Raw genomic sequence first — 17,240 nt, forward strand, 5'->3', positions numbered from 1 at the left:
GTAAATGTCCGGTTAGGGCCGCAAGGAGTTCGGCCTTGGGTTAATCGGTATTGGCAGCAATGACTTCTATTACATTACCGTCCGGATCCTGAGCAAAGAACGACCGACCATTCCAGGGCAGACTGTCGGGCCATGAGCGTTCGCGAATGATCATTTTCAGGCCTTCGAAACGGGACCGCTCCAGATCGTATTGGGCGTCGGGAACCTCAAAGGCGATGTGGTCGAGCGTTGAAAGCGAAGCATCGATGGAGTGTCCTCTCTCGAATAGAGCGAGAAGTTGCGGGTGCCCGACTTTGCCCAGCGGCGAATTCAGTGCGCCGACTTCCAGAAAAACCACACCGGCTTCGCGGTGATGGAATTTGAAGCCCAGAAAATTTTGATAGAACGCAATTGCCCGGTCCAAGTATTCAACACGAATGGCGATTTCTGCGATGCGAAACATGGTAGTGGTCCTCTCTTGCGGGCGCACACGCGATGCCATTGTGACATTCAAAAAAAACGAAGCATTGACCATAAGCAGCCGCTGATAGCCGTCGATTCATCGCTCTTTAGGCGCGGTGATCTGCAACCTCCGGCGCGAGTATCGTCATGCCCAAGGAAGATGCTTTTGCAACCAGGGCCGGGATATCTGGAGGACCGCTCGGCGGCAAAGGCCGCGTTGCGCCCTCGGGCAATTCGGATCCGACGGACGTAAAGAACCGCTCGTGCATCACGCCGGGGGCGTTCACTATCATTAGTTTCGCTTCCTCTGAGACACCGGAAAAGGCGTGTATCGCTCCATCAGGGACTGTTAGAAACATGCCTTTCTTCGCAACGATGTCTTCTCCATCGACGTGAAAAGCAACTTCACCATCCAGTACGTAGAATGCTTCCATTTCGCCGGCGTGCATATTTGGTGGGGCACCTGCGCCCTTTGGAACAATGCACTCTATGACGCAGTACTTGCCGTCGGTTTCGTCAGGATACGCCAGAAATTTAACGACATTTCCCAAGACATCGTAGGTGCGGTGACGTTGGACGTTCATTGGCTTCTCCTTGTTGATTCTAGTTCGCATATACGTAATTATGATACATATGTCTCATTTTGAGGCAAGTGTCTTATTTTGGAGTGCTTGATGGCGCCAAGTCTCAGCAAACGATCCAGAACCCGCGAAGCGATTCTTGAGGGCGCGCGAAGTCTGATGTTGCGTGGCGAAACCGTAACCGTTGCGGCCGCAGCGGCAGAGAAAGGAATTTCGCGCGCGACTGCGTACCGGTATTTTTCGGACCCGCAGATTTTGGCCAACGAAGCAGGACTTGCCGTGGCTGTGCGTCCTTACGAAGAGGTGGTCGCAGGACATGAGGGCGCACGGAAAAAAACGATTGCGGTCGCTCTGTATATTTTCGACCTCTCAGTCGAAAATGAAGCGGCCTTCCGTCAGTTCCTTGCGCGTAGCTTGGATGCCTGGCTCGTGCATGGTCCCGGCGACAGGCGCGGCGCGCGGCGGGTCGAAATGTTCAGAAACGCCCTTTGCTCGGCAAATCTTTCACCCACTGAGAAGACCCGTTTGGTGAACGGGCTGACAGCAGCATCAGGTTCGGAGGCCATGATAGCTTTGTATGATATTGCCAAAACCGACCCAAAAGCGGCGCGCGCTGCAATCCGCGATGTCGCCGAGGCGCTCCTAGACAAGTTCGGAGTCACCGAATGAAGTGCGCCGCTTCCGACCGCCAAACGTGATCGAGCTAAAGACTGCGCGCCAGGCAAGACATCAACGCCAAACCAAATTGACCATCTTCCGCACAAGCTGCGCGGTGTTCAACGAAGTACTGAGCGCACAGCCAAGGTCTGCGAGACTGGCTGCGGTCGCAGCGTCAGACCAGAGCGCTGAGTGTCTGTTGGGGGCCGCGAGTGATGGTGTTGCGCAGTGCACAAATATCCACTTCTTGAATAATGTCGCCCAGGGCAAACGCCTTTTGATTGACGCACAACCGCGGCCCATTGCGCTGCAAACAGCTCCGCATGCCGTGGCGGTAAAACTCGATTCAATCGCCCAGACCAATAGCCACCAAACCAGCCAGAACGCACTGAATATCATCAGGACCGGCTGCGCCGGACACACCCATAGCACCGATCAATACACCGTCTTCAAAAATGGGAACTCCGCCATCCCAAGCACACAGGCCCGGACGGTTCAGCAGACCCATCTCCAAATTCGGATGCGAGGACATGCGTTCAGCAAACGCCCGCGTGGTTTTTCCCAGACCTCGAATACCATGGACAGGTGCCATGTCTTGAACCCGATGTAGCTGGCCAAAATAGATGCTGTGATAGATGTCATCCCGGTCGCCCCCAAAGATCCAACTTTCATCACCCAAATCTGGCGCGCCGATTTCATACCCCCGCGGCCGTCACCGCCGCGACACGCCGCGCAGTTTTCCTCGAAAATCAATCCATCGGCTTTAGCCGCCGTCGCATCATGTTGCTGTCCAGACAGGGACAAATCAAATTCCTTGACACCTTTTACCTGCTGTTTTCGATCATGCCATCCGCTCCAAAGGCAAGCATCTGTGCAATCCTTGTACCGTCATGACGCGCGTTACTGTCCCCTTGTGGGCCAGTGGGATTTGGGCAAGCCAAACGCCCCTGCCCATCAGGGGTAAGACGCTGCCTTCCCCCTCGGGCAACCTATTAGACAAAACCGTGTCCTCGGCTGTGCCTGCGGGCCGCACCACTATTGTCGAATAGCATTGCCTCGCCCCCATCCGCGTCGCCATGTGGCAGATCAGCAGGAACAGGCGCTTTCGGCGCCTTATCTGCAAATCAGTCCTGATTTTCCCAATAGGAAGTCAGGATCAATGAAATCGGTCTAAGTGCTGGCTGAAGGAAGTGAGGCGAAAATGGCAAGGTCCTGTCGCTGGTGCAGAACTAATGTCGCCTTTTAGGGAAACCAGTGGCGGACCGAGGAACCGCCATGATAGCGTCGCGATCCGTGGTATTAAATCGCAATTTTTCAGCAGGTTATGCAGATAGTACGCAACATTGATGTCGCACTACGTCTCAAGTTGTAGTACAAGATAATATAATTTTAGGCGGGTAAGTAGGAGGGTGTAGTATGCCGCGCGTATCCAAGGAACTGTCTGCGCTTGATGTCAAACGGATGCAACACGATGGAAGAACCTCCCGCAACGGCAAATCGCTCAATATGAACGTAGCAGTTGGTGGCGTAAGTGGGCTGCTCCTGCAAATTACCCCAAACAACGGCAAGACATGGTTGCTGCGCACTACTGTCGGCGACCGACGCCGCGAAATCGGCCTTGGCGGCTATCCTGACGTTCCTCTCGCCAAGGCACGAGAAATCGCTCGCGAACAAAAAGACAAAATTCAAAACGGCATTGATCCAGTGGAAGAACGAAAAGCCCAAAAGGCTGCCCTTGTCGCCGCCCAGCGCAGAGGTCTGTCCTTCTCAGACGCAGTTGATCGGTACTTGGACGCTAAATTGGATGCGCACAAAAACGCGAAACACCGGCAACAATGGAGAAACACTCTGACCACACACGCCGTACCTGAAATTGGGTCCATGCTTGTGGATGACATCACCGTTCAGGATGTATTGCGCGTGCTCGAACCGATCTGGCGAACAAAAACTGAGACAGCATCCCGCTTGCGGGGTCGCATCGAAGCGGTCCTGTCATGGGCCACCGTTGCGGGGCATCGGTCTGGCGATAATCCGGCGCGTTGGGCGAACAATCTGAAAGAACTACTCCCCGCCCCTTCCAAAATCGCAAAAACCCACAATCAACCCGCGCTGAAAGTCGAGGATGCGCAGCGTTGGCTTTCTGATCTTCAAGATAGAGACGGGCTTGGCAGCCGCGCGTTGGAGTTCCTGACCCTGACGGCGACCCGTTCACAAGAAGTGCGAGGTGCGCGATGGAGTGAATTGGATTTAGATATCGGAATGTGGATCATTCCGGCGGATCGAACAAAGATGAAGCGTGAGCATCGTGTTCCATTGTCCAAAGCTGCAATGAAATTGCTGCACGCCATCCCGCGTTTCTCGGATAGTGATTTGGTGTTCCCTGCGCCAAAGGGCGGCCAAATGTCAGATATGACGTTAAGCGCTACCATGAAACGTTTGCACGAAACCGACGTGAAACATGACGGCCCGGGGTTTCTTGACCGAGTGAGCAAACGGCCAGCGGTTCCTCATGGTTTGCGCAGCACATTTCGAGATTGGGTGGCTGAGTGCACAAATTTCCCCGGGGACATGGCCGAAGTCGCTTTAGCACACAAGATAAACAATAGCGTAGAGGCCGCATACAGGCGCGGAGATATGTTGGAAAAACGACGAGCCATGATGGATGCTTGGGCCGATTTCTTGGCTGGAAAACAGCATTTGAACAACGTCATAGCATTGGGAACGCGCAAATGACGTTTCCCAAGGGTTGCATATCACTTAGTGAATTAGAAAAGCACATGCAGAAGATAGTCCTTAAGGACAAGAAATTTGCGAAATTTAAGCCCTTTGGCAAGCGCTCGAAGTCGTATTGGGAGAAGATAGGCGGCGCTGAATATCGGGCTGAAACAGAAACACGTCGACAACTAACAAATGAGACACCCGACCTGTTTCAGATCGCACGTGGAATTGCAGTTTACCTATTTGAAACGCTTATTTTGACCGATGAAGACAACAACGGAATTTTTTTGTATCACAACAACTCGTTAACACCGGTTTCCAGTGGAGACGGCCTTGGTTCTCCAAAGAGACTATTGCTAGTTGAAGATGCTGCTGTCGCTCCGGAAGCTTGTGCCAGCAAAGAAGACGCCCTTGGTTTTGCCGAGTTTGGGTATAACAGGTTGAACAATCAGGTTTTTGTTGAACCCCGCACATGGACAGTCCGAGACCACCCCCGGTTTGATCTATGCATTGATCACAAAAGCAGGGATTATTGCAATCAAATCTGGAACAATTTGCACGGTTTCAGTGGCGCAATTTTTGTTTATCGCCAGCGTTCAAACTCACTTAATGAAGGCTGGGTAACAAAGAGCAAGATCGACTGGGAAGCTAGTCACAAAATGAATAAACTGTTGAACCCTCTCCCGACACCTAAACGAGATAGAAAAAACTTTAATCAGTTGGTGGATCAAGCCACAGCGCATTATCTCAGCTTGGGAGAAACGGAGAAACTTAAGTTCAGCAAGTCAACGCTCGCTGAAGTTCTTGGATACCCCGGGATGCCGACAGATAACAGCGGCCTTCGTACAATTATGAATGCTGTACTTCAAAGCCTTCCAGTTGAGGACAGGGAGCGCTTGAAGATTGCGGGTAGAAAACCAAATTAATCTGTTACTTTCCCCAATTCTACAAATTGCTGACCCACTCACCTTACTGGTTAATAAGACTGTACACGACGTATTAACCAGCGAGGCGACAATGAGACAAAAAACTGAATTTTTACTGAGCGATAAGAATGTCGCTAGCCGATTGGATGTCCATCGCGGCACCATATGGCATTGGCTCAAACACGACCCGACATTCCCCAAACCCTTTAAACTTTCTGAGCGCTGCACACGTTGGCGATTGTCGGAAATTGAGGCGTGGGAAAACGCTAAACAGCGGGGCGCGGCAGCATGAAACGTATCCCGCGCATCAATGAAATCACAGCATGCGCATTGACTGATCCGGAACCGAGTTTCGCATCCCTCGTAAAGGGTGGCGCAAACCAGCGGCCATTCAGGTCTGTCAAAAACGCACAGGCCAAGGACGAAACACGATCCGTATCTCTGTCCAAACGCTGGGGTCTTCCTACGAGCGAAACCGCATCGACGCCTGAAGTAACCCGCGCCCAGCGCTGCAATCAACTAGCATCCGCGCTTGGCGGGCGCATCACTTCCTTCAACGATGAGTAAGACCATGAACGAGAATGCAACCCTCCGCTACGGCAGAACCTACACCCTAATGCCAATTGGCCCTGAAATGGCAAACCCCATTCTGTTCAAGAACGGCGAACCAGTTCCCGTGACGCAAGAAATACGGAAGCATTTGGAACAGCACGCGACCTTCGATCAGGAAGCGCGATACTCTGACGGTCGGATTGAAAGGACCAAGGTTTGTTCTTTTGAATTCAATCCGACGAGTGAACAACTCAACGATCAGAAATAAAAACGACCTCACCCAGTTGTCCGGGAAGAGGCCGTTCTGTTGTAGCTGACTGAATTTACCATCTTCCCGGCTAATGGGTAAAGCCCAAAGGCCCCGCAAATGAAAACAGAGATTGTACCCGGGTTCACCGGAAGAATTCCTGCGCCATCACGTTATGGATTTGCCGAAAGCAGTGAACACTACGTCTTCGAGATAACGCGACTTGGTAAGTTTAGGATCATAGAATGCTCCGACAGAGTTCAGTGGATCATTCAAAGACGCATATCACCCCAAAACGAGCGTGCTGGAACACGATGGAAGGCAATAGGGTACTTCATGACCCGCGACGCGCTTGCACGCCTGTGGCACGCTAAAACAGGCGCTGCGCTAAACGCATTCGACTACGCCAATTCACACGCTCAGAACGCAACCCAACAAACTGGAAATTCTGGGCCACCGTCCATCGCTCCGTCGAGATACCTCGGTCAGGATAATCACCATGGGGCGTGACAAAAACAATGAGAACCGGACCCGCCAATTTGCAATGTGGGAACCCTATGAAGTCAGGCTACCTGCATGGAAGGCGCTAAGCGCTACGGCCCAAGCGGCATACATGCACTTCAAAATCCGATGCCGAATTGATCGCAAGAAGTCCAAGTTCAACAACAACGGGTTTGTCGGTCTTTCCGGAAGGAAACTGGCAGAGGAAATGGGCATAAATCCAAGAACCGCGATGTCTGCAATGGCCGATCTGCAAGCGAAGGGTTGGATCATATGCGAAAAGCGCGGACACCTCGGGATTGGCGGTAAGGCGGTCGCGCCTGAATGGCGTTTAACTATGTTGCCTACTCAGAAAGGCACCAAAATCGTGACGGCAACATATGAGCCAAAATACTGGGAAAAGGGAAAAGACTATCAAATAATTGAATACCCAAAATGCAAAAAACCCGGTCATTCATCAGGTGACGAAAGTCGTTTTCGGAAAGGCCCGAAAGCGAACGACAATGTTGTTAGATTTCGAAGTGGATAAAAAAACCCGACGCAATCTCTGCGGCAGCATTGATGCAAGCTCTGCATCAAGAACCGAAATCAGGAGGCCAGACTGCCGCAAGGTCTGCATCAAAAAACACCCCTTTTTACCCACTGCCTGCTGCAATGTTTGCTGCACATCTAATTACCATATCCCACGCACCGCTTGATCCGACATCTCCACAAGCGAACTAGTATCCAGATCGAGAAAAGAAGTGTCCCGAGCACTGGCGACAGGACCGAAATCGGAGATTTTGCAAAGTGCGTTTCTTGGGGTCTGTTGGGGTCAATACAGAAGACCTGTCAGAGAAAGTGTCCGAATTGCACCCGGGTTCAAAGTTCCATCAAAGCGACTACCAAGTTCGGAGAAAACCATGAATGCCTTGATAGCAATTGCCACATTTTCGTATTTTCTGGTCGGCCATGCAGCATACTGCAAGATCATCATTCCGCGCACATATCGCGAAGCGCTCGACGGCGATGAAGACGCGATGTTGTCGCTTATCCACCGGAATGAAAAGTCGCTGGTCCATTACCTGACTTATGGGGGTTGGTTGTTGTTCTATCCGGTGTTCTTCGCATTGGGTTGGATCATCGCCCGTTTGGACATCGATTTTTGAACCCGGGTGCAATTTTGAGCGCGGCTCAAAGGCGAAATCCCATCTGACAACACGCACTGAACACGGAGAGCGCGACATGGGCAACACAAACCAAGAACGAGACCCAACTTCAGGTCAAATCCCTCACAGGAGAACACCGAAAGGCGGTTTCACTGAAGGTCGGCGTATGCAGCATATACGCAAACAAATACAATGCTCCGTCAGGCAGTATCCCGAACGGCCAACGGAAGCGTTAGACGGCATAGACAGAGAAATCGAAGCCGCCATCCGGGAAGATCGACCAATTCGTTTGGACCACGCATTTCCCCACGCTGCTATTCACCCTAGACGGATGGCCACAAGTTCTTCGCGTTCCGATTTGAACCCGGGTGCAAACCACGTGGTAACTGAAACCGCAGATCAACTGGAGATGGGCGACTGGGACGGCACCGAATACATCAACGAGTATAGATTGGTTATTGTCCACCGAATGTCGCTGAGGGGCGCACCTCTCGGGCAGATTGGGGCATTGCTGGGAATATCTTCCAAGCAAGCCCAGCGCCTTTCCGACAAGCTGACAGATCGGCTTCTGTCGGAAGCAAATCACGTGGACGTCGCGGCATTGGTCGGTGAAACACTCGCATTTTATCACGCTGTCAGAACCGATTGCATGGAGATCGCAGCAACCAGCGACGACGCGTCGGTTCGCCTATTGGCCATGGACACTGCCTTGAAGGCAGAAGCGGACAAACACCGCTTTCTTAAGGCTTGTGGTTTTTACACCGATGCAAGATATGTCCCACAAAGCGGCCTCAACCACTGACAGCGAAATGACCCCTGATCAAAGTAAGCGAGCAAAATCTGTGTGCAAAGACGTGTAACTTCCAAAAAGCATTCCAGATGCGAACGCTGCGAGCGTGTCACCCAACTCAGCAAGTCACATGCGATCCCTGATGCTTTTTTTCGTGACCTTAAGCATGGTGCTGGTGGTAAAGTAACCAAAATCCACCAAGACTTTGGCACCAGACCAAGCGCCGAAAGCGGGTGGTCGTATATTCTATGTGCCGATTGCGAAGCCCACTTTAATACTGCGTGTGATGAAGTTGCTATACAATTTGTAAGAAATTCGCTTTTTGAAAAATCGCCAAAAGATTACGTGGATCATAGTATAATTGCTTACTTCATCTGCAGCGTTTTGTGGCGAGCTCAACTGTCCTCTGCCTCAATGTACAATGGCTACAAGATATCCAGATCGGATGCTGCACAATTGTCTGATGCAGCTCTTGAGCGTCGTGACCCATTTCAGGATTTTTCCTTTGAGGTTTCGCAACTGTTTGACGAAGTCGGCAGTATCACCGCCGGTCAGATCAGGAAGACCATTGCCGCTCCATATAAAGCAGAAATAAAAATTGGTTCTCAATACCATACGATCCATTTTTTTGTGGCCGGGGGAGTGTTTTTTGCTGCGCTGAACCCTAGGGTTCCCGCACTAATCGCTTGCCAACGGTATCTAGTTCCGAAAGGTCGAAACGCCCCGACAACTAAGAGAGCGCTTTCTTCGTTATCAAATTTCCGAAAAATCGAGACTATGGCTCGTCGTGAAGCAACCCGGCAAAGATGAGGCGGGTAGAATGATCAGCCCAAAGTTTCCTTTGGCCCAGCCTAGTTGTTGGCACACAGTTTGCGGAAGCTCGCCGCAATACTCCAAGGCGGATTTCAGAACAGACTATCCAGTCAACGTTGGCCAGAAGATCGGAAGTAACGGTCTCTTCGAATGGTATTGGAAATTGAAAATGGCAGAACAAACGAGATGGCGAACGAAAGTGTTGTAAAAAAAGAAAAAACTGCTCCAATAGAATAGTAAACTACCGAACCGGGTGAAAATTCTGCCAATGCAATAAACACTATTCCAAGGACAACGGAGAGCATCAGAATGAACACGGAAATCTTTTGTCTGAGTATAGTACGTTCATTTTCCCATTCGATGTCGTTCTCGATGCCACGGCGAGTTTCAGCCCTTGGCACGGCGTCCTCAGAAACCTTCACATGACCAGAAGCCAGTGTGATCAAAGAAAGAGAAAGACCAAAAATGATGCTAATCGATGTGACCACTGTACCTGCAACCGCCAATACTGTCTTGGGTGAGAAGTAGGCAAAAACACCGACTGCTAACGCCACGATCATGACAGCAACGAACACTAGCAAATTTCGGATATCAGCGCTCGGATTCATTCAATAGCTCTCTCTGAAGATCATAGTAGTATGCGACCATTTTTGCGTGTGCATCCGCGACGTCAAAGGTTGAGCCCTCAATAGCTACATCAATACCTCGGCTCATAAATAGAGAGCCGCTCTTGATCGGTCGATCATCGTTTAGAACGATGGTGTAGGAGTTTACGTCATCGTCCTGTACCACTTCGACGGCAACCGCGTCCAGCCATTTGTTCTTGTCTTGTTCTTCAAAGCCTATTGCTCGCTTTCTCCAAAAACGGCTATTCTTTACTGAGAGGGTTGCGATGTTTTCTCGACGCCTTTTTATGGCATCTCCGGTGCTATCTGAACCAAACACCGCTCCTAGAACGTTGCTCTGAACGGATTTAGGCAAAGACCCAATCAAAGTTGTGGCATCGAAATCAACTTGCTTTACACCCACCCGATTGATGCTTTCCAGTACGTCTCCTCTGGGTATATCCGCAAAGTTAAAGGACGTGGTGTGAGGCAAAACTCCAGCATTCACTGCAAGATGGTAAATCGCACTGCAAAGGTAGTTTCTGCGTTTTCCCAACCCGCAGGCAATCACCATATCACCGACCCCAAACAGTAGAATATTCTGGTCTAGGTATTCCTCTCCTTCCGACGCTGATTGGGTATTGAACTCAAGCTCTTCGCCTGAATCCGTGAAAGAAATAGTGCTGATCTCGGCATCTTTATGAAACATGCTGAACACTGCAGCCGTTCCCGCATTACTTGGGTGAGTAAGGAATTTTGAAATTGCTACTGAAGCGTCCTGAGAGCTTGGAGCTGAAAAAATCCGGTCTGCGTGAAGAGGTAGGCTCTTGTTCAGTTGGTCCAAAACCTCCTCAAACGTAATTTTTGTGTGATCAGTAAAGACCACGCGGTAGGCTACTAGTTTCATTTTCCGTGTCTTGGCGGCCATTATTTAATTCCAAATCAGTCTAAACACTCTGACAACCCTAGGGCGAAATGCATTGATTACACAAGGGGTTACGCACTCTATAGAACGCAAGGGCATTCGGTGGCAGTGTCCGTGTGTCGCCTTCGCATCAAACGGGTACGTTGGTAATTTTGGTAAATGAAATTGTTTATCTTGAGAAGAAAGGGAATTTGTGTGAGCGGTAGAGTATGACAAGTTTTGAGAAAATGAGACGTTACCGGACTGCTGAAGCCCGAGACGCAGCGATCCGCGCAGCTAGAACGCTGGATGTTTTTCTTGCGGGGCCATTCATTGACGTTAGAGAGGCATCGACTCATGCCGACAATTCGTCATCGGCGGCCAAAAAGTTGCGTTTCTTCCTTTATGAGAGATTTGAACAACTCCACCATGTTGTCTACTTAGGCGAAGATGCCGAAATGCGCACTAACGGGGTGGCAAATTTTGGAGCGCTGGCGAATGCTGTGGTTTACGAGCGATCCCACATCAAGCGGCACCTTAACGCCGTTGTCGTGTTGCCAGATAGTCCGGGGTCCTTCTGCGAAATCGGCGATTGGGCTTCTGATCCTGATATCTGCAAAAGCCTAATCTTGATAATCGATGCCTCTCACGAAGGGAAACTTAATTACATCAACGAAGGAATAGTGAGACTTGCTAGGTCGAACGGAGCCGAAGTGCGATACTTAGATTATTCAGATCACGCTGGAATCGCGGCCGAATGCGAGAGTTTCTTGACGCAGGTGTCACAGAAGTTGGAAGTGGATGAGCTTTATGGCCGCCGTTAGGAAATCTTTGGCATCCGACTATATTTTGATTTTACGGTTGATACAGCCTGCTCGAATACAGGACATCAAGCGGTACTACCCAGAAATTGTTGGAGTGGAACTGAACGATGAGATTTCGGCTAGCTTGGATCGCATCCACCAAAAGATGAAGTTGGACTCGCGCATCATACCAGTCAGGCGCGGAACCTATATTTTGGACGCTCAAGGGATGCAGATCGCCGCCAATCAAGCGAAGGAACGCGACATCGACAATGCACGAATGTTCTTGATGAAGAAGCAGCGTAGGGAGTACCATCGCCTCGCGAGGTGGTCTGGATAGAGAGCTGCACCAGCTACTCTGCCTTTCAGGTCTACTAAGTAAGAGCGTGTGATTTGTAGGAGCCTAATGCGCTCTGACTGACACTCAGTCAAATCACATTAGGCTCCTACAAATCACACTTTTAAGTAATCTTCGGATTAGCCAAGCCATGCCACCTCGCTCCTACTATATTGAACCCCGCGCTAAGGATTATGTGGTTTTTGCAAAATCCTATTTCGGGGATGTTTCGCAGGAAGCTGTAGATTTTATTGAACGCAGCGGACTTCCATTTATACAAAACGCTGACCATTTAGCAGCCTACGTCGGAGTTTCATCATCGCTGATCAGGCAAATCTTGCATAAAAAGAGCTACCACTATCGGCAATTTGACTTGCCGAAACCGGACGGAACGAGTCGCCAAATCTCGACCCCCAAGACTTACCTGAAAGTTCTGCAATGGTGGATTGCGGACAACGTGCTTTGTTCTGTGCCGATAGACGATTGCGTGCATGGATTTGTCCGTGGTCGTAGCTACGTTACGAACGCAAATGTTCACCTAGGCGCGAGGCACTTGCTCAATGTCGACATCAAAGGTTTCTTCCCCTCGTTAACACAAGACATGATAAGCTCGATGTTTTTGTCTTTAGGCTATGGCGATGACGGAGCACGGCTTCTAGCTGATATTTGTTCCCTTGACGGAGTTGCACCAACGGGCGCACCAACCAGTCCAACTATAGGCAATGCGATCTTGTCCGACTTCGATGATGCAATGGTTGATATCGCAAAAGGCGCGGGCCTGACTTATACTCGTTATGCAGACGATCTAACTTTTTCGTCTCGGGACTTCATCGGACAAGAGTTTGTCGAAACGGTATCGGCACTGATGTTACCGTTCGGATTTGAATTAAACGACCGGAAGACACGGTTTATGGGGTCTGGGGACCGAATGGAGGTAACGGGCGTTACTATCAACAAGTCCCCTAATCTGAGCCGAGGCTGGCGCAACTTCGCGCGTGGATATTTGCATAGAGTACTGAACAACCCGCTTCACTATCGATCCGAGTGGAAGAGGGTTGCTGGCATCTATGGCACCTTGAAGGCACTGGACCCAAACGGCGAGCGTAAGTTGACCCGAAATGCTCGCCAAGCACTTAGACTAGTGAAGCCCAAAGCCAAGTGACATCCGTGCAGATATCGGCTGAGCGCATCTTCAAGCTTGAATCTTGGACGGACCGAAACGGAACTGTGAACACAATTCTTAGGTCTCTGAACCACACGGGATTTATCGATCAATGTCCGCGTTGAGGCTGTGACTTGCCGACTGCACGCGCAGGATCAGTCAATGACATCTGATTTTCTGTAGCAAACTATCCCAAGGCCAACCACGATTGGAGGGTAGGTTGGCGGGTAGCTGGTAAAAACCGCCATTTTTTCCAATGAATTCAAAGGAAAGTGGCGGACCGAGGAGGATTCGAACCCCCGACCCCTTGATTCGTAGTCAAGTACTCTATCCAGCTGAGCTATCGGTCCGCGTTGGTGAGGCGCTGTTTAGACCTGTGGTCAAAGACGTGCAAGCCGATTCTTCAAAAAAAAATCAAAAAGTCATGTCTCCACGCGGAAGCCTGATTTCAAAGATCGTTCCATCGGGTCCGGTCTCCTTCAGTGTCAGGTTACCGCCATGCCCGCGCACCAGTTCCTGTGAGATTGCAAGGCCCAGGCCAGAGCCTCCTTTGCGGACCCCACCCTGAAACGGTGTGAACAGGTTTTCACGTGCTTTTGGCGGAAGACCCGGCCCGGTGTCGCGAATTTCAAGACACCAGGCATCCTGATATTCACACCCGACGATGGTGATGTGACCCGGCTTACCCGAGGCTTCCAACGCCTGTCTTGCGTTACGCACGAGGTTCATGATGACACGAAACAACTGCTCGGGGTCGGCGCGGGCGATCAGATCTTCCGGCACTTCGTTCACGATCTCGACGCAGCCCCCTGCGACCGCCAGCTGTTCGCTGGTGGCGACATCAGCCGCAATTGTCCGCAGGGGCACCATCGTCAAGGTGGGCGCAGGTTCTTCTGCACGGCCGAATGCCAATGTGCTTTCACACAGCGATACAGCACGGGTGATCGAATTCACCAACTTCGGAGCCATTCGCCGGACCAGCGGGTCATCACTGGATTCGATCCTGTCCGTGAACAGCTGCGCCGATGTCAGAATGTTGCGCAGGTCATGGCTTACCTTTGCAACCGCCCCACCCAGTTGCGCCAACCGCTCGCGCTGCTTGAGAGCCTGCGTCAGTTCCGTTTGCAGCATCTTCAGCGCTTCTTCCGCCTCGCGCAATTCTGTCACTCTGGAATTCGGAGAGATGATGCCGCGCGCATCCTCGGGTGCGCTGGCATAGCGCTGCATATATCCAACCACGCTTTTGATGGGCCGAACAAGAACCACGCGCACCGCAAGGAACAGTAAGGACGCCGTGATGATCGAGATGACAAAGGACAGCCCCAGAATGCGCAGGCCGTAATCAACCATCGCCATACGCAGGGGAGCGCTGTCGATGGTGACCTCGATCAGCAGCCCCGCGCCCTTGACCGGCTCGCCAATGATACGAATGACTTCGTTTTCGGGTATGAATATCCGGCTCACCGCATCCCGGATCAAAATCCATGGACCGGCATCCCGTAGATCAAATGTTTTGGTGATTGCCTCTGGAATCGGAGACGACAGCATGAGTTGGCGGACTTCATCCCGACGCAATACCACGTTGTAGACACCGGCATTCGCCAGCAATTCCGCCTCAAGATCTTCGGCCAGCATATCATCTGCCAACAAAGCCAGCGATGCGATCTGAGCGCGTTCCAGACGGTTCAGCAGGAAATCCTCGCGGAACCGGGCAATCGACGGGACAAAGATCAGGATTTCGGCCAACATAACGAAGACCGTCGTCAGGATCAGAAATCGGCCCGACAGCGAGTTCAATTTACGCTCCTTTACAGGTCAGGGAATCCAGCGCTGGATGAACCTGACCACACGTTTAACTGTCTGATTCTCAAACAGCCTTGGAGAGAAATAAGCGCCAGCAACGCGTTTGTTAAGCTCTCCGATTGTCGGATAGGGTGAAACCATAGCAGCTATCTGCCCCATCTTCAGATTATTGGCCAAAGCCAGCGACCACATGTTTATCAACTCGCCCGCCTGATGGCCCACAATCGTGGCGCCGACGGGCCTGCCCTTCACCACCATGACCTTTATGAACCCTTTGGTTTTGCGCTCGGCCAAAGCGCGGTCATTGTGGTGATAATCAAAGCGCGCAACCTCCAGCCTGTCGCCATGCCGGTCGCGGGCCTGAGCTTCGGTCAAACCTACCTGTGCCAGTTCAGGATCGGTGAACGTTGCCCATGGGATATGCGCCGTTTTCGCCCTGGAGGGCAGGCCGAACAAGGCGGATCGAATGATGATACCCGCATGATACCCGGCAACATGGGTGAATTGCAGCCCCCCCACGACATCGCCAATCGCATAGACCCGGCGGTTTGACGTCCGCAAGCTGTCATCCGTCTTGATTCCGGTTCTGGTGCGGTCAATTCCCGCCGCAGTCAGTTTCAGACGCTCGATATTGGCTTTGCGCCCTGCGGCGATCAAAAGGTGAGAGCCCCGGTGAATATCGCCGTTCTCGGTCACGACCTCCACAACGCCATCCTTTCCGCGAATCTGGGCCACCACGGCGTTTTCGTGGATCACGACACCTTCACTGCGCAAAGCCTCCAGCACAATGGAAGCGGCCTCGGGGTCGTCTTTGCCCAACGCCTTCTGCCCTTCAACGACTGTTACTTTATTGCCCAAACGGACATGAGCCTGCGCCATTTCCATACCCACCGGACCACCGCCAATGATCAGCAGGTGTTCCGGACGCTCGCGCAGGTCGAAGATGGTTTCGTTTGTTTGATAAGGTACAGTGTCCAGACCAGGGATTGGCGGAACCATTGGCGACGACCCGGTCGCAATCACGATCCGGCGCGCGGTGATGACATGATCTCCGGCCTGCACTTTCGTCGGGGAGATAAAGCTGCCATATTCGCGGATCACCTGGACACCCAAACTTTCGAAGCGCTCCTGGCTGTCCATCGGTTCGATCTGGGCAATCACATCCCGCACATGATCCTTCGCCGCCGCATAGTCGATCTGAGGGTTTACATCGGCCACGCCAAACGCGGCGGAATGCGCCTGACCAAAGGCCGCTTTGCCGCTTGCGATCAGCGCTTTCGACGGGACGCAGCCGAAGTTCAGGCAGTCGCCACCCATCTTGTGCCCTTCCAGAAGGATCACCTTCGCACCCATCTGGCTGGCACCGGCCGCAACCGATAACCCACCGGACCCGGCCCCAATGACCAGGATATCTGTCTTGAGGTGTTGCATGGGTCAGGCGTCCTTTCCGCCACGCAGGGACTTGATGACAATCGGCAAAGCAGCCAGCACACACAAGCCGACAATGGGGCCAATGACGAAGGGTTCCCACAACAAAGATACGTCCGGTGTTTCGCCACGGTCGAACACACCGCCCAGCCCAACGCCGATCCAGGTGTAAACGATACCCCCCGGAATAATGCCCAGCGCCGTCGTGATCAGAAAATTGCGAAATTTGACGCCCACCAGCGCAGGCACCAGATTGGCCACAAAGAACGGCACAACCGGGACAAGCCGCAGCAGGAACAGCACCGAGATTTCGTTCTCGCGCAACCTGTCTTTCAGCTTCCCAATCGTCCCCTTTGAAGCATCCAGCCGGGCCGTCAAAGCATTGCCCAACCCCCAGCGGGCAGCCAAAAAGATGGCCGATGCGCCAATAGTGGCCGAAAATACATTGAACACCGTTCCGGCAAACAGTCCAAACAGGAACCCACCTGTCATCGAGGCGACGGCAGCTCCGGGCAGCGAAAACGCGACGATTACGATATAGACGGCAACAAACCCGGCCACCATGGCCCAATAGTTTGCGTCCCGCCACGCCAGCAACGCTTCGCGGTTGTCGCGCAGGGTTTCGAAAGTCAGGTAATCACCCAGCGTGAAAAACCCCACCGCGGCGACACCGAGAATCACCAGCAAGGGGATATGACGCGCCAACCCGTTTCGTGGAGCGTGGCTTGTTTCGGACATCTGGCCTTCCGGTTCTTCTTGCTTCATCTTACGCCCAACATGCGCTGCTTGCGCTTTTGGCAACAGGGGGTTCACGGGGCCTTGAT

Annotated in this window: 19 protein-coding genes and 1 tRNA gene; 11 read left to right on the forward strand and 9 right to left on the reverse strand. The window is 52.0% G+C overall.

What is annotated here, in order from left to right; genetic code table 11:
• Positions 1-40 precede the first annotated feature (40 nt).
• On the reverse strand, positions 41-442 hold the full coding sequence (locus ACR0D9_RS10995) for a VOC family protein (RefSeq protein ID WP_480492723.1): 402 nt from the start codon (positions 440-442) through the stop codon (positions 41-43).
• 106 nt (positions 443-548) lie between these two features.
• Positions 549-1,025: a cupin domain-containing protein gene (locus ACR0D9_RS11000; RefSeq protein ID WP_480538782.1), complete on the reverse strand. Its 477-nt coding sequence runs from the start codon at positions 1,023-1,025 to the stop codon at positions 549-551.
• 90 nt (positions 1,026-1,115) lie between these two features.
• Between ACR0D9_RS11000 and ACR0D9_RS11005 the strand changes: the two genes are divergently transcribed.
• Positions 1,116-1,691 (forward strand): hypothetical protein, encoded by a 576-nt coding sequence (locus ACR0D9_RS11005; RefSeq protein WP_480483844.1) that lies wholly within the window; start codon positions 1,116-1,118, stop codon positions 1,689-1,691.
• A 334-nt stretch (positions 1,692-2,025) separates the two neighbouring features.
• Here ACR0D9_RS11005 and ACR0D9_RS11010 read toward each other — a convergent pair whose 3' ends face one another.
• Positions 2,026-2,358: a GlcG/HbpS family heme-binding protein gene (locus tag ACR0D9_RS11010; protein WP_480483845.1), complete on the reverse strand. Its 333-nt coding sequence runs from the start codon at positions 2,356-2,358 to the stop codon at positions 2,026-2,028.
• Between the two features lie 737 nt (positions 2,359-3,095).
• On the opposite strand from ACR0D9_RS11010, the gene ACR0D9_RS11015 reads away from it, so the two are divergent.
• The 8 genes from ACR0D9_RS11015 (at position 3,096) to ACR0D9_RS11050 (ending at position 9,371) form a co-directional block, all read left to right on the forward strand.
• Positions 3,096-4,412, forward strand: coding sequence for a tyrosine-type recombinase/integrase (locus ACR0D9_RS11015; protein ID WP_480538784.1), 1,317 nt, complete (start codon positions 3,096-3,098; stop codon positions 4,410-4,412).
• The gene (locus ACR0D9_RS11020) at positions 4,409-5,323 is read left to right on the forward strand and encodes a hypothetical protein (RefSeq protein ID WP_480538786.1); all 915 of its coding nucleotides are present in this window, start codon (positions 4,409-4,411) and stop codon (positions 5,321-5,323) included. The genes ACR0D9_RS11015 and ACR0D9_RS11020 overlap by 4 nt, the downstream gene beginning before the upstream one ends.
• A 91-nt stretch (positions 5,324-5,414) precedes the next feature.
• Complete coding sequence (locus tag ACR0D9_RS11025) at positions 5,415-5,615, forward strand: helix-turn-helix transcriptional regulator (protein WP_480538788.1); 201 nt, start codon at positions 5,415-5,417, stop codon at positions 5,613-5,615.
• 279 nt (positions 5,616-5,894) lie between these two features.
• Positions 5,895-6,143 (forward strand): hypothetical protein, encoded by a 249-nt coding sequence (locus ACR0D9_RS11030; RefSeq protein WP_480538790.1) that lies wholly within the window; start codon positions 5,895-5,897, stop codon positions 6,141-6,143.
• Positions 6,144-6,621: 478 nt separating this feature from the next.
• The gene (locus ACR0D9_RS11035) at positions 6,622-7,152 is read left to right on the forward strand and encodes a hypothetical protein (protein ID WP_480538792.1); all 531 of its coding nucleotides are present in this window, start codon (positions 6,622-6,624) and stop codon (positions 7,150-7,152) included.
• A 373-nt stretch (positions 7,153-7,525) separates the two neighbouring features.
• A complete protein-coding gene (locus tag ACR0D9_RS11040) occupies positions 7,526-7,771 on the forward strand; it encodes a hypothetical protein (RefSeq protein ID WP_480538794.1) in 246 nt (81 codons plus the stop codon).
• A gap of 76 nt (positions 7,772-7,847) precedes the next feature.
• Positions 7,848-8,573, forward strand: coding sequence for a hypothetical protein (locus ACR0D9_RS11045; RefSeq protein WP_480538796.1), 726 nt, complete (start codon positions 7,848-7,850; stop codon positions 8,571-8,573).
• Between the two features lie 42 nt (positions 8,574-8,615).
• Positions 8,616-9,371, forward strand: a complete 756-nt coding sequence (locus tag ACR0D9_RS11050; RefSeq protein WP_480538798.1) for a hypothetical protein — start codon at positions 8,616-8,618, stop codon at positions 9,369-9,371.
• Positions 9,372-9,484: 113 nt separating this feature from the next.
• On the opposite strand, the gene ACR0D9_RS11055 is transcribed toward ACR0D9_RS11050, so the two are convergent.
• Both ACR0D9_RS11055 and ACR0D9_RS11060 read right to left on the reverse strand, forming a co-directional pair.
• Positions 9,485-9,982 carry a hypothetical protein gene (locus ACR0D9_RS11055; RefSeq protein WP_480538800.1) on the reverse strand — a complete coding sequence of 166 codons (498 nt, stop codon included), beginning with the start codon at positions 9,980-9,982 and terminating at the stop codon, positions 9,485-9,487.
• Complete coding sequence (locus ACR0D9_RS11060; RefSeq protein ID WP_480538802.1) at positions 9,966-10,907, reverse strand: hypothetical protein; 942 nt, start codon at positions 10,905-10,907, stop codon at positions 9,966-9,968. Before ACR0D9_RS11060 ends, ACR0D9_RS11055 begins: the two co-directional genes overlap by 17 nt.
• 206 nt (positions 10,908-11,113) lie before the next feature.
• On the opposite strand from ACR0D9_RS11060, the gene ACR0D9_RS11065 reads away from it, so the two are divergent.
• Both ACR0D9_RS11065 and ACR0D9_RS11070 read left to right on the forward strand, forming a co-directional pair.
• Positions 11,114-11,707, forward strand: coding sequence for a hypothetical protein (locus ACR0D9_RS11065; RefSeq protein WP_480538804.1), 594 nt, complete (start codon positions 11,114-11,116; stop codon positions 11,705-11,707).
• Between the two features lie 467 nt (positions 11,708-12,174).
• Positions 12,175-13,185, forward strand: a complete 1,011-nt coding sequence (locus ACR0D9_RS11070) for a reverse transcriptase domain-containing protein (RefSeq protein ID WP_480538806.1) — start codon at positions 12,175-12,177, stop codon at positions 13,183-13,185.
• A 273-nt stretch (positions 13,186-13,458) separates the two neighbouring features.
• Here ACR0D9_RS11070 and ACR0D9_RS11075 read toward each other — a convergent pair.
• From ACR0D9_RS11075 to ACR0D9_RS11090, 4 genes are all read right to left on the reverse strand, one after another.
• Positions 13,459-13,535, reverse strand: a tRNA-Arg gene (locus tag ACR0D9_RS11075).
• Positions 13,536-13,599: 64 nt separating this feature from the next.
• Positions 13,600-14,982: an ATP-binding protein gene (locus ACR0D9_RS11080; protein ID WP_480484751.1), complete on the reverse strand. Its 1,383-nt coding sequence runs from the start codon at positions 14,980-14,982 to the stop codon at positions 13,600-13,602.
• 18 nt (positions 14,983-15,000) lie between these two features.
• The gene (locus tag ACR0D9_RS11085; RefSeq protein WP_480538808.1) at positions 15,001-16,419 is read right to left on the reverse strand and encodes a dihydrolipoyl dehydrogenase family protein; all 1,419 of its coding nucleotides are present in this window, start codon (positions 16,417-16,419) and stop codon (positions 15,001-15,003) included.
• 3 nt (positions 16,420-16,422) lie between these two features.
• Positions 16,423-17,154, reverse strand: coding sequence for a TVP38/TMEM64 family protein (locus ACR0D9_RS11090; protein ID WP_480487299.1), 732 nt, complete (start codon positions 17,152-17,154; stop codon positions 16,423-16,425).
• Between the last annotated feature and the right edge of the window lie 86 nt (positions 17,155-17,240).

It is taken from the genome of Ruegeria sp. AK11, assembly GCF_056541095.1.